This is a genomic window from Streptodolium elevatio (assembly GCF_040649515.1).
In the GTDB taxonomy this organism is placed as follows: domain Bacteria; phylum Actinomycetota; class Actinomycetes; order Streptomycetales; family Streptomycetaceae; genus Yinghuangia; species Yinghuangia elevatio.
Window position 1 is genome coordinate 1 of sequence record NZ_JBEZFP010000206.1, and the last position, 12,191, is coordinate 12,191.

The 12,191-nt window shown below is 72.8% G+C and carries 10 protein-coding genes; 2 read left to right on the forward strand and 8 right to left on the reverse strand.

Annotated elements, in window-relative coordinates; genetic code table 11:
• Nucleotides 1–225: 225 nt before the first annotated feature.
• Together AB0C36_RS40895 and AB0C36_RS40900 are read right to left on the reverse strand one after the other, a co-directional pair.
• A complete protein-coding gene (locus AB0C36_RS40895; RefSeq protein ID WP_358364308.1) occupies nucleotides 226–2,100 on the reverse strand; it encodes a hypothetical protein in 1,875 nt (624 codons plus the stop codon).
• A 273-nt stretch (nucleotides 2,101–2,373) separates the two neighbouring features.
• Nucleotides 2,374–3,513, reverse strand: a complete 1,140-nt coding sequence (locus AB0C36_RS40900) for a LacI family DNA-binding transcriptional regulator (RefSeq protein ID WP_358364310.1) — start codon at nucleotides 3,511–3,513, stop codon at nucleotides 2,374–2,376.
• 208 nt (nucleotides 3,514–3,721) lie between these two features.
• On the opposite strand from AB0C36_RS40900, the gene AB0C36_RS40905 reads away from it, so the two are divergent.
• Nucleotides 3,722–4,831, forward strand: coding sequence for an ABC transporter ATP-binding protein (locus tag AB0C36_RS40905; RefSeq protein ID WP_358364313.1), 1,110 nt, complete (start codon nucleotides 3,722–3,724; stop codon nucleotides 4,829–4,831).
• Nucleotides 4,832–4,959: 128 nt separating this feature from the next.
• Nucleotides 4,960–5,415 carry a PPOX class F420-dependent oxidoreductase gene (locus tag AB0C36_RS40910; protein ID WP_358364316.1) on the forward strand — a complete coding sequence of 152 codons (456 nt, stop codon included), beginning with the start codon at nucleotides 4,960–4,962 and terminating at the stop codon, nucleotides 5,413–5,415.
• A 258-nt stretch (nucleotides 5,416–5,673) separates the two neighbouring features.
• On the opposite strand, the gene AB0C36_RS40915 is transcribed toward AB0C36_RS40910, so the two are convergent.
• From AB0C36_RS40915 to ispD, 6 genes are all read right to left on the reverse strand, one after another.
• Nucleotides 5,674–6,948, reverse strand: a complete 1,275-nt coding sequence (locus tag AB0C36_RS40915; protein ID WP_358364318.1) for a TQO small subunit DoxD — start codon at nucleotides 6,946–6,948, stop codon at nucleotides 5,674–5,676.
• A 364-nt stretch (nucleotides 6,949–7,312) separates the two neighbouring features.
• Nucleotides 7,313–8,281, reverse strand: coding sequence for a 23S rRNA (guanosine(2251)-2'-O)-methyltransferase RlmB (gene rlmB / locus AB0C36_RS40920; RefSeq protein ID WP_358364320.1), 969 nt, complete (start codon nucleotides 8,279–8,281; stop codon nucleotides 7,313–7,315).
• 189 nt (nucleotides 8,282–8,470) lie between these two features.
• Nucleotides 8,471–9,883 carry a cysteine--tRNA ligase gene (cysS, locus tag AB0C36_RS40925; RefSeq protein WP_358364322.1) on the reverse strand — a complete coding sequence of 471 codons (1,413 nt, stop codon included), beginning with the start codon at nucleotides 9,881–9,883 and terminating at the stop codon, nucleotides 8,471–8,473.
• Between the two features lie 42 nt (nucleotides 9,884–9,925).
• Nucleotides 9,926–10,318: a PPOX class F420-dependent oxidoreductase gene (locus tag AB0C36_RS40930; protein ID WP_358364323.1), complete on the reverse strand. Its 393-nt coding sequence runs from the start codon at nucleotides 10,316–10,318 to the stop codon at nucleotides 9,926–9,928.
• Nucleotides 10,319–10,388: 70 nt separating this feature from the next.
• Nucleotides 10,389–10,895 (reverse strand): 2-C-methyl-D-erythritol 2,4-cyclodiphosphate synthase, encoded by a 507-nt coding sequence (gene ispF / locus AB0C36_RS40935; protein WP_358364326.1) that lies wholly within the window; start codon nucleotides 10,893–10,895, stop codon nucleotides 10,389–10,391.
• Nucleotides 10,896–11,031: 136 nt separating this feature from the next.
• Nucleotides 11,032–11,760 (reverse strand): 2-C-methyl-D-erythritol 4-phosphate cytidylyltransferase, encoded by a 729-nt coding sequence (gene ispD / locus AB0C36_RS40940; protein WP_358364329.1) that lies wholly within the window; start codon nucleotides 11,758–11,760, stop codon nucleotides 11,032–11,034.
• Nucleotides 11,761–12,191 lie beyond the last annotated feature (431 nt).

Below are 12,191 nucleotides of genomic sequence, written 5' to 3' on the forward strand. Positions count from 1 at the left end.
TTCGCATTATCGCGAGCGACTATCCCTGGTGCGCCGGTGCGTCCCCAGTCGCCGAGCACCGCAGCGGCAGTGCGGTGCCATCCTCCGGTCGAGTCGGCTGCGTCCGTCGTAACCGTTGTATCCGTCGCGTCGACCTTGTCCGTCGCGTCGGCCGCGTCGGTCGCATCGGTCGAATTGGTAGCGTCGGTCGAATTGGTCGAATCAGCCGCTGAGTCCGCCGGTGCGTCAGCCCTCGTCCTCCCCTGACGACGACCCCGACTCCGCGTCCAACGCGGCCAGGCGCTCCCGCGCCAGCTCCGCAATCTGCCGGGGCATTCGTGGTGTCGCCAACACCAGGTCCGCGAGCGAGCGCAGCACCGTCACCTCGCGCGTGCGGTACGCCGTCACCGCGTCGACGAACCGCTGGGCCACCAACTCCGCGACGTCGTCCCGGACATCGGGCACCAGCCAGGCGGTCGCGACGAGCGCGAACAGCGCCGCGTCGCTCACCCAGTCCTCGGGGCCGAACGCCAGGTCCACCAGCACCGCGCGGCGAACCGAGCCCTTCCACGGCTCGTCCGCCCGGTGGTGGGCGATGCCGAGGCAGGCCCAGATCTGCACGAGGCGTACCCACAAGGCCGGTTCGTGACGGGCGAAGGTCTGCCCCAACTCGCTGTCGTCGGGCGCGGGCGGGTGTGCCAGGACGCCGAGCAGGTCGTCGAGGCCGCAGCCGGCCAGCAATACGGCCCGGTCGTAGGCCAGTGCGGGATGCGGCCACGACGGGTCGGCAAGGCCGCGCACCGCCTCCGCGGTCGCCGGGTCCGGTACGCCCGGCACCGGCCGCGCCTCCGTCGAGCCCGGAGCGTACGCCCACACCGCGTACTTGCCCGGCCGCAGCGGCGCCCGCGGGTCCGGCTCCGGGACCGACTGCACGGTCAGCCCGAAGCGCGGGAACGCCCCGCGTACCGCGAGCAGCGCACTCGGCGGTTCCAACGCACTGAGCGAGATCGCGATCTCCGCGTCGCCCGGCTCGACCTGGTCCAGGAGTTGGCGCAGTGTGTTCGTCAACGCCTCGGTGGGGTACGGCACATGCCGCAACCACGCACCTGAGCACGCCCGCGCGACCAGCTCATGGGCGTACCCGTGGTCGGGGTGCGACCGCAAGTGGTCGATCAGCGCTATCAAATGGGCGATGTCGCGGTCCCGGGCCCACCGCAGGCCGTGCAGCGCGGGGGCAGCCTTCGGATGTGTGGGGTCGGTCGCGAGCGCGCGTTCGATCCAGCTGATGCCCTCGTCGAATCTGCCCTGTCCGGCGAGGAGTTCGCCCAGGTCGACGTGCAGGTCCAGGTCCTCGGGGTGGTCGCGCAGCACGGTGGCCCACAGCTTCTCGGTGTCGCGCTCGCGCCCCACCCGGCGCCACGCGTTGCCGAGCATGATGGCGGCCTCCAGCGAACGGTCCTGCGTCCAGGCCCGGAACGCCCAGTCCACCGCCTCGCCGAGCGCGTCGAGCCGCCGCATGAACGAGGACCCGGCCCACAGCAGGAAGCCGTGGCCCGGGTGAGCCTGCGTCATCGCCACCGCCAACTCCGCGAAAGGGGCCAGCTGAGGCCGGTGTTCGTCGGGCACGGGGTCGTCGAGCACCTGCACCATGCCCAGCATCGTGCGGGCGAACGCCTCCGGGTCCAGGCGCGGCACGAGGTCCGGACCCAGCCACCCGGCCGAGGCCGCCCACGGTCGGTGCGGCTCGTGTGCCGCGACCTGGGAGAGGCCGGTCAGCGCACGGTCGAAGTCGCCCGCGGCGGCCTGGAGATGGGCGAGCGCCGCGGCACTGCCCGCGAACATGCCGCCGTGCTCGTCGGGCCCGTACAGGCCGACACCGCCCTCGGGCGCGCGGGAGGCCAGAACGCCGAGCATTTCGTGCGCCTCGGGCAGCGCGGGCTCGCAGAACAGCGCGTTCGCGACGTGTACGGCGGCGTGTCCGGTCTCGCCGTCGGCGAGTGCGAGACGGGCCATCGCCAGCTCGCCGTGTGCCTCCTGGACCGGGTCGCCGACGCCCTCCCGGCCCCCGGAGTCGTGCGGATGGTTGTGTGCCACGGTGCTGAGCCCCCGCTCGTGCTTCATCGCCTCACGATGTGTTCACCGGTGCCGCGACCGGACCCGCCGGACTGACCGAACACGACCGAACACGACCGATCTCGACTGGACGCGCCCGGACCGCTTCGCCGGTCCCGCCCACGGCACTGGACGAAGATCGACACTAGTCGAGGGGGGAGCGTGCGGGGCAAGGCCGTCCCACGGCCGACCAGACCGAGCGGCCCGACCAGGCCGGACCCCGGCAGCCGACGACCCGGCCGGACCCCCGGCAGCCCGCTCAGCCGGATCCGGCGCGCGTGCTCACGCCGGCGCGGCAGGGGCGGGTACGTCCCCGACCTGGCCGGGCAGCACCACCGCGGGCGCGGGCAGCACCACCGCGTCCCGGTCGTGCGCGGCAGCCACCGCGACGTCGGCGGGGACCACCACGGTCGGCACCGCCGCGGGTCCCGTCGAACCGCGGACCACCAGCTCAGGGCGGTACACCAGTTCGGTACGCGGTGCCCGGCCCCCGCCGATCTCGTCGAGGAGCGCACGCACCGCCGCCGCGCCCATCGGCGCGACCGCCTGCCGGACCGTCGTCAGCGGTGGATCGGTGAACGCGACCAGCGGCGAGTCGTCGTACCCCACCACCGAGACGTCGCCCGGCACGGTCATACCGCGCTCGCGCACCGCCCGGATGACGCCGAGGGCCATCAGGTCGCTGCCGCACACGACCGCGGTCGCGCCGCGGTCGAGCAGCGTGCCGGCCGCGGCCTGGCCGCCTTCGACCGAGAACAGCGAGCGCTCGATCCACGGGTCGGCGTCGTCGATGCCGAACGTCTCCCTGAGGCCGCGTCGGAAGCCGGCGATCTTGCGCGCGGTCGGCACGTACCGCTCCGGCCCGACGGCGAGGCCGATGTGCCGGTGCCGCAGGGACGCCAGGTGGCCTATCGCCAGCTCGACGGCGACCGACTCGTCGCTGGAGATGAAGGGCGCGTCGATGCCGTCCGCCCAGCCGTTGACGAAGACGACCGGCAGGCCGCGCTCGACGAGCCGCACGTACCGCGACAGGTCGGCGCCCGAGTCGGAGTGCAGACCGGAGACGAAGATGATGCCGGAGACGCCGCGTTCGAGAAGGAGCTCGGTGTAGTCGTCCTCGGTCGCGCCGCCCGGGGTCTGCGTGCACAACACCGGCGTGTAGCCGTGGTGCGCGAGCGCACGTTCGATGACCTGCGCGAACGCCGGGAAGATCGGGTTGTCGAGCTCGGGCACCATGAGGCCGACCAGACCGGCGCTGCGGCGGCGCAGCCGGGCCGGCCGCTCGTACCCAAGGACGTCGAGGGCGGTCAGCACGGCACGCCGGGTGTCCTCCGCGACGCCCGGGCGGCTGTTGAGCACGCGGCTGACGGTCGCCTCGCTGACCCCCGCTTGGGCGGCGATGTCCGCCAACCGTGCCCTCATGGCCGTCCAGCGTAGTTGAAGCTTTCAGAAGGTTTCGGCAGAGGCTTGCATCAGATGCAAGGACTTGCAGGAGAAGGGAGTGACGTACAGGGCTGACAACAGGCCGGTACGGCGGGTACGGTGGCGCGAGTCCACTTAGATGGACTAGACCATTCGCCCTCCACTCGGATCGTCCGGCACGTTCCTGCCGGTGAAGGGGATTACCACCATGGCTTCGGTCACGTACCGCAAGGCGTCCTGCACCTACAAGGGCGCCGACCGCCCCAGCGTCAACGCGCTCGACCTGGAGATCGCCGACGGCGAGTTCCTGGTCCTCGTGGGCCCGTCCGGCTGCGGCAAGTCCACCTCGCTGCGCATGCTCGCCGGCCTCGAAGAGGTCACCGACGGCGCCATCCACATCGGTGACCGCGACGTCACCTACCTGGAGCCGAAGGACCGGGACATCGCGATGGTGTTCCAGAACTACGCGCTCTACCCGCACATGTCCGTCGCGGACAACATGGGCTTCGCCCTCAAGATCGCGGGCGTCGACAAGACCACCATCCGCGCCAAGGTCGAGGAAGCCGCCAAGATCCTCGACCTCACTGAGTACCTCGACCGCAAGCCCAAGGCCCTCTCCGGCGGCCAGCGCCAGCGGGTCGCGATGGGCCGCGCGATCGTCCGCGAGCCGCAGGTCTTCCTCATGGACGAGCCGCTGTCGAACCTCGACGCCAAGCTCCGCGTCCAGACCCGCACCCAGATCGCGTCGCTGCAGCGCCGCCTCGGCATCACCACCGTGTACGTCACGCACGACCAGGTCGAGGCCATGACCATGGGCGACCGCGTCGCGGTGCTCAAGGACGGCCTGCTCCAGCAGGTCGACACGCCGCGCAACATGTACGACCGGCCGGCCAACGTCTTCGTGGCGGGCTTCATCGGCTCCCCCGCGATGAACCTCATCGAGGCCGACCTCGCGGAGGACGGCGTGCGCTTCGGCGACGTCGTCGTCCCGGTCTCGCGCGAGGCCCGCGACCTCGCCGCGGCGGAGGGCGCGACCAAGGTGACGCTGGGCGTACGCCCGGAGCACCTGGAGGTCCGCACCGGCGATGGCCTCAGCAAGACCGGCAACGGTCTCGCGGTCGTCGTCGACGTCGTGGAGGAACTGGGCTCCGACGCCTACGTCTACGGCAGCGCCCAGATCGACGGCGAGGCCAAGAGCCTGGTCGTGCGGGTCTCGGGCCGCAATGTCCCGAACAAGGGCGAGACGCTGCACGTCGTGGCGCACGCGGGCGAGACCCACCTGTTCTCCACCGTGACCGGCGAGCGCCTGGCCGACTGACGGCCCGGAACGCGGATCCGCCACCAGTAGCGACGCGTACGGCCCCACCGGTCGCAACCGGTGGGGCCGTACGCGTGTCGACGCCCACCGCGCCCCCGGGCGGGCCCGGGCCGGGGAGACTGGACGCCATGAAACGCATGACGCCCGCCGAGACACTGGCCTTCCTCAGGGAAGGGCCGCGCACCGGAAAGCTGGCGACGGTCCGCCCCGACGGGCGGCCGCACGTCGCACCCATCTGGTTCGACGTCGACGAACTCGCCGCCCCCGACAGTGACGGCGTACACGCCGAACTGGTCTTCAACACCGCCGAGACCTCGGTCAAGGGCCGCAACCTGCGGAACGACCCCCGGGTGAGCCTCTGCGTCGACGACGACCGGCCGCCGTTCAGCTACGTCGTCGTCGAGGGCGAGGCCCGGCTGATCGACGATCCGGTGGAACTGAGGACATGGGCCGGCCGGATCGGCGGTCGGTACATGGGCGAGGACCGTGCCGAGGAGTACGGCCAACGCAACGGCGTTCCGGGCGAGTTGCTGGTCCGTGTGGACATCCGGCACGTCGTCGCGCACAAGGGTGTCGCGGACTGACGGAAGCGGGTTCTCCGAGCTGTCCGCAGAACCCGCAGGCCCGGCAAGCGGAGCAGACCGGGTAGACCGGGCAGACCCGTGGGCCCGGCAAGGCTGGCTAGCTCGGCAAGCTGGGAATGCCTGGCAGGCCCGGGCGAACGACCGGGCCCCAACGCGACGGGCGTGGCCCGGGAAATCCCGGGCCACGCCCACGTCTTCGCCTCCCCCGTCCTGCGTCGGCGGCACGGCCGCCTCACCGGACACCGCCCGCGTCTCCGATCACCCCCCCAGCAGCCCGCCCAGCGGGTTGCTGTTGCTCGCGCCGCCCGCGTTCGAGGGCTTCTGCGACGTGGCCTTCGGCTGCGTCGTCGCGGCCGCCGGGGCGTTGTTGCCGCCCGTGGTGGCCGCCGGCTTCCGGGTCGCGGTGGCGCCGGCCGGCGTCTTGGCCGCCGGGCTGGTCTTCGGAGCCGTCGACGGGGACGTCGCCGGGCCCTTGGTCGCGCCCGGCGCCCCCGAGGCACCCGAGGTGCCCGGGGCGGCGGAGCTGCCCGGCTGCGGGGCGGGCGGCGGAGCGACCGCCGGGCCCGGCAGCTGGGGCGCCTCCTCCGAGGCCGCGGGGCCGGACACCGACGTCTCGGGCGTGCCGCCCGCCGGCAGCGTGGTGTCGGGGGCCGTCGGGTGCCCGAACAGCGCACCCGCGAGCAGCGTCAGGCCGACGCCCGCACCCGCGATGATCGAGCCGTACCCGAGCTTGCGGCGCCGGGCGCGTACCGGGATCGTCAGCGGACCGCGCCAATTGCGCAGCGACAGCCAGCAGTCCACCGAATACATCGGCGCGCCCGCGAGTGCCAGCGGGCTCCACGCCGCCAGGAACACCACGTAGGCCGCGTGGTACGGCGACGAACTCCCGCCCACCGCGACCAGCACGCCGAGCGACAGCAGCATGCCGATCATGCCCATCGCCCGGGTCCACAGCCCCAGCAGCGCGCCGACGCCGGCCACCACCTGCCCGAAGGCGAACAGCAGCCCGACCGTGATCGCGTGCTGCGACGCGAGGTCGAGGACGCCGGGCACGAAGCTGCCGCCCCGCAGCACCTCGATGCGGTGCGCGAAGGAATCGGGCGCGTCCGCGTCCAGGAACGCGGGGTCGTACAGCTTGCGCAGACCCTCCAACAGGAAGGCGATGCCCAGGAACCCGCGCAGCGGCAGCAGGAACGTCCCCGGCTGCAACGGCCCGCGCTTCGCCGGCGCCGGAGGCTGCGCCTTCGCGGCCGAGGACCGGGCCTCCGTACGAGCCGCGGTGCGCGCGGCTGCCGTACGCGAGGTCCGCGCGGCGGCGGGCCGGTCGCGTGCCGGGCGGTCGCGTACGGGCCTGTCGCGCACCGGCGGCATCACCGACGTCGGCGGGTCCGCCCCCGGATCGACCCGCGGCAGCTCGGTGGTGGCGTCGGTCGGGTCCGACCGGAACCCGTCACGCTGCCCGGGCACCTGCGCCTCGCGCGCACCCGGGGGCGGTCCGATCACCACCCGAAGACTGCGGGTGGCGGCGGACACGGCCGCAGGATCGACCGGGTCCCGTACCAAGGTCGGGACGCTTCCGAAATCCGCGGGTCCCCCACCGCTCAGCCGGTCGTCCTGATCACGCTGGCCACCAAAGCGGCCTTCCGATCTGGTCTCCACGCATCTCTAACCGCGGATCCCCCCGGGAGGATGCGGCCATACGGACATCTATCTTCGAGCCCCGCGACCGGCCCCGGTGACGCGCCCACCCGATACGGCGCCAGGAATCACCCGAAGGAGTTCGCCCAGGGCGCCGCCTGGCAGCGCCGCACCGGCACCCGGCAACGCACGGCAGCCGTGCTCAGCAGCCACGTTGGGCAGATGTTGGGCAGATGTTGGGCAGTCGCGCCCGACAGGGTCAGATGCCGCGTCGGCGCGCGACCTCGTACAGCACGATCCCGGCCGCGACGCCCGCGTTGAGCGACTCGTTGCCCGCCGCCATCGGGATGGCCACGGTCTGGTCGCACGTCTCGGTCACCAGCCGCGACAGGCCCTTGCCCTCCGAGCCGATCACGATGACCAGCGGTTCGTCGGCGGTCGACAGCTCGGCGAGCTCGTCGGTGCCGTCGGCGGCGAGGCCGACCACGAACAGCCCCTGCTTCTGGTACGCCTCCAGCACCTGCCGCAGGTTGGACGCCCGCGCCACCGGCACGCGCGCCGCCGCGCCCGCCGACGTCTTCCAGGCACCCGCCGTCATCCCCGCGGCACGCCGCTCGGGGACGACCACGCCGTGCGCGCCGAAGGCCGCCGCGGAGCGGATGACCGCACCGAGGTTGCGCGGGTCGGTGATGCCGTCGAGCACGACCACGAGCGGCACCTCGCCGTTGTCGTGCGCGACCTCGACCAGGTCGTCGGGGTGGGCGTACTCGTACGCCGGGATCTGCAGCGCGAGGCCCTGGTGGTGGCCGCCCTCGGTGAGCCGGTCCAGCTCGGGGCGCGGCGCCTCCAGCAGCGGGATCGACATCTCGTTGGCGAGCTTGAGGGCCTCTCGCACGCGGTCGTCGGAGTCGATGAACTGCGCGACGTACAGCGCGCTCCCCGGGATGCCGGCGCGCAGCGCCTCGACCACCGAGTTGCGCCCGTACACCAGTTCCACGGTGCCCTTGCCGCCCCTGCCACGCGCGACGCCGGTACGGCCGGTCGGCCGCGCGGCACGCTTGGCCGCGGCGTTCGCGGCGCGCTGCTTGGCGTGCCCCTTGCGCATCTCGGCAGGCGGCGTCGGGCCCTTGCCGCGCAGCGCACGGCGGCTGTGCCCGCCCGTGCCGACCTGGGGCCCCTTCTTGCTCCCCGGGTTGCGCTTGTTGCGGCGCTGGCTGTTGCCGGCCATGTCGATGTCCCTTCGGTGCTCTCGTCTCGCACGTACAACCGTACGGCCGGGCGCTCGGCCCGGCCGCATGGAGACGGTCGTACGCGAACCGCCGGTGCGGCGGCGACTGGTCAGTCCTTGTGCCGGTGCGCGCACCGGCGTCCTGGTTGCGGTCTCATCGCCCCGTTGCCGGGGTCGGGTGGAGCGGGCTCAGCGGTCGCTGTGCCGCTCCAGGGTCCAGCGCGGACCCTGCGGGGTGTCCTCGACGACGATGCCCGCCGCCGTGAGCCGGTCGCGGACCGCGTCGGCGGCCGGGTAGTCCTTGCGCGCGCGAGCCGCCTGGCGCTGCTCCAGCGCGAGGTGGATCAGCGAGTCGACGACGTGGCGCAGGTCCTCGGTGCGGTCCCCGGCGCCGACGGACACCCACGGCTCGGCCGCCGGGTCGAGCCCCAGCACGCCGAGCATCGCGCGCAGCGCACCCACCTGGGCGGCCACCGCGTCCTTGTCGCCGTGCGCCAGCGCGGTGTTGCCCTCGCGCACGGTGTTGTGCACGACCGCGAGTGCCTGCGGCACGCCCAGGTCGTCGTCCATCGCGTCGGCGAACGCGGCCGGGACCTCGTCGTCGGCCGGGACGGGCCCGGCCAGTTCGCCCGCACGCTCGAGGAAGCCCTCGATGCGCGCGAACGACGTCGCGGCCTCCTGCAGCGCCGCCTCGCTGTACTCGATCATCGAGCGGTAGTGCGGCGAGGCGAGGTAGTAGCGCAGCACGATCGGCCGCCAGCGCTTGACCATTTCCGACACCAGCACCGAATTGCCGAGCGACTTGCTCATCTTCTCGCCGCTCATGGTGACCCACGCGTTGTGCATCCAGTAGTTGGCGAAGCCGTCGCCCGCCGCCTTGGACTGCGCGATCTCGTTCTCGTGGTGCGGGAACACCAGGTCGAGGCCGCCGCCGTGGATGTCGAAGCGCTCGCCGAGGTAGCGGTGGGCCATCGCGGAGCACTCCAGGTGCCAGCCCGGCCGGCCCCGGCCCCACGGCGTGTCCCACGACGGCTCGCCGGGCTTGGCGGCCTTCCACAGCGCGAAGTCGCGCGCGTCGCGCTTGGCCCCGACGCCCGCGTCGCCCTGGTCGCGCATCGCGTCGAGACGCTGGCCGCTGAGCGCGCCGTACTCCGGGTACGAGTACACGTCGAAGTAGACGTCGCCGTCGGACGGGTACGCGTGCCCGGTGGTGATGAGCCGCTGCATCAGCTCGATCATCTCCGGCACGTGCCCGGTGGCCCGCGGCTCGACGGTCGGCGGCAGGCAGCCCAGCGCGGTGTACGCGTCGTCGAACGCGCGCTCGTTCGTGTACCCCACGCGCCACCACGGCACGTCGGCCTCGCACGCCTTCGCGATGATCTTGTCGTCGATGTCCGTGACGTTGCGGCAGAACACCACGTCGTTGCCCTGGTACGCGAGCCAGCGCCGCAGCACGTCGAAGTTCAGGCCGGAACGGATGTGCCCGATGTGCGGCGGAGCCTGGACGGTGGCACCACACAGGTAGATCGACACAGTGCCCTCGACGAGCGGCACGAAGTCGCGGACCGTGCGGGTGCTGGTGTCGTATAGGCGCATGCTCACCCTGCGAGTTTACGGGGTGTCAGGGCGGGGAAGCTCCCGCATTCAGCGCCGCGTGACGATCCGGTCCGGGGTGACCCGCACGACGACCCGCTCGTTCGCGGGGTCGCCCTCGCGGAACGGCTTGCCGTCGTACCGCTGCGACAGCTCCTGGATCAGCTCGGGCGCGCCGTCGTCCTCCAGCACGGCGGTGCCCCTGACCTCGACATACGTATAGGGGTCGTCCTTCGGGTAGACGAGCAGCGTCACCCGCGGGTCCGCCTCGATATTCCGGTGCTTGCGGCGGCCCTTGACGGTCGAGACGAGCAGGTCGTCCCCGTCGGTCCGGAGCCAGACGACGGAAAGCTGCGGCCGTCCGTCGGGCAGCAGCGTCGCCATCGTGGCGAAGTTCGGTGCGTCGATCATCGTGCGCGCGGCGTCGGTGAGCTTGTCGGACACGGCGGTTCCTCTCGTCGTCGCTTCGGTGAAGGCTTCGGTGAAGGCTCCGGTGGAGTGGATGCCACGGAGGCTACGGGGCCGAAACCCGCACCACGAGCGCGGTGGCGATCGCCGCGAGCCCCTCGGCCCGCCCGGTCAGGCCGAGTCCGTCGGTGGTGGTCGCGGACACCGACACCGGAGCGTCGGCGGCTGCCGAGAGGGCCTTCTCGGCCTCGGCGCGACGGGGCCCGATCTTGGGGCGTACGCCGACCACCTGGACGGCGACATTGCCGATCTCGAACCCGGCCTCGCGTACCAGCCGGGCGGCCTCGGTCAGCAGTGCGATGCCGGACGCGCCGGACCACTCGGGGCGCGAGGTCCCGAAGTGCGCGCCGAGGTCGCCGATGCCGGCCGCGGAGAACAGCGCGTCGCAGGCCGCGTGGGCGGCGACGTCACCGTCGGAGTGGCCGGCGAGGCCGGTCTCCCCCGGCCAGTGCAGCCCCGCGACCCACAGGTCGCGGCCCTCCTCGAAGGGGTGGACGTCGACACCGATGCCGGTGCGGGGCAGACCTGCGAGGGGTGACGCGAGTTCGGACATGGGGACTCCGGATAGGGCGGACACGAAAACGGCGGACGCGAATACGGCGGACACGACTGGAACGCAACAAGGTAGGGGGCACACGAACTCGACCGCTCGGCCCGCTCCCCGTGCCGCACCTGTTCCACTTGCTCGGCTACTCGGCCCGGTCCGCCCGTTGTTCGCGGCGGCGGTTCAGCAGCGCCTCGGCCAGCAGCAGGTCGAACGGTCGGGTGACCTTGAACGCCTCCTCCGACCCCGGCACGACCGACACGGTGACGCCCATGCGCTCCACCATGCCGGCGTCGTCCGTGGTGTCGCCCTCGGGCGAGGCCTCGTGCGCGGCGGCCAGCACATCGCGCCGGAACCCCTGCGGTGTCTGCACGGCGCGCAACGAGGCCCGGTCGACCGTGCGCACCACGCACTCGGCGGCGCCGTCGGGCGCGACATCCGTGACTTCCTTGACCGTGTCGACGACGGGCAGCGCGGGGACGACCGCGAGCGCGCCGGCCTCGATCGTGGCCACCACCGCCTCGACGACCTCGACCGGCACGAACGGCCGTGCGGCGTCGTGCACGAGGACGACCGGGCAGTCCCCGGTCAGCGCGTCGAGTGCGCGGCGTACCGATTCCTGGCGGGTGGCGCCGCCCGCGACGACCGTGACGGGCGCGTCCGCACCCAGTTCGCGCGCGAGCAACCCGCGTACGTCGTCGACACCGTCCGGCGGTGCGGCCACGACCGCGGCGTCGATACAGGGGGCCGCCAGCAGCGACCGCAGCGCATGGACGAGCATCGGCACGTCGCCGAGTTCCCGCAGTGCCTTGGGCAGCCCGCCGCCCAGGCGCAGTCCGAGCCCGGCCGCGGGCACCAGAACAGCAGCTCTCACCGGAGATCCCTCACCCCATCGCGCGGTCCGGACGACGTCCGGATGCCGCTCCGAAGGTACCGGGACAACCGGGTGTACGCGCTCGGCCCCTGGGGAAGGTGCCCCAGCAGGCGCCCAGGCTGGTACCCCAGGTGCCGTGGAGCCGCCGCAACGCGGCAGCGCAGCAGTGACAACGCCGGACGACGGCGGGTACGACCGCACAACCGCCGCACCGCACGTGGCCGGGTTTTTGCCACGTGCCTGTAGCCCGCGCGTGTCGCCCCGGGCGACCTGCCCGGGTGCGGCGCAGGACGGCGTACGTCACGACGCACCTCGCGTCGCGGCGTCACGCCGAGCAGCACAGCCAGGCGAACGGGCCGACCGGTGTTGAACCGGAGACCGCCGCCCTCCGTGTACGCCTGTGAAATCCGTCGGTGCGCGCCGGGCCAGGG

What these genes read in the sequence shown, in the direction of transcription:
- AB0C36_RS40895 (WP_358364308.1), bottom strand. Translation starts at nt 2,100, where the DNA reads ATGAAGCACGAGCGGGGGCTCAGCACCGTGGCACACAACCATCCGCAC.
- AB0C36_RS40900 (WP_358364310.1), bottom strand. Translation starts at nt 3,513, where the DNA reads ATGAGGGCACGGTTGGCGGACATCGCCGCCCAAGCGGGGGTCAGCGAG.
- AB0C36_RS40905 (WP_358364313.1), top strand. Translation starts at nt 3,722, where the DNA reads ATGGCTTCGGTCACGTACCGCAAGGCGTCCTGCACCTACAAGGGCGCC.
- AB0C36_RS40910 (WP_358364316.1), top strand. Translation starts at nt 4,960, where the DNA reads ATGAAACGCATGACGCCCGCCGAGACACTGGCCTTCCTCAGGGAAGGG.
- rlmB (WP_358364320.1), bottom strand. Translation starts at nt 8,281, where the DNA reads ATGGCCGGCAACAGCCAGCGCCGCAACAAGCGCAACCCGGGGAGCAAG.
- ispF (WP_358364326.1), bottom strand. Translation starts at nt 10,895, where the DNA reads ATGTCCGAACTCGCGTCACCCCTCGCAGGTCTGCCCCGCACCGGCATC.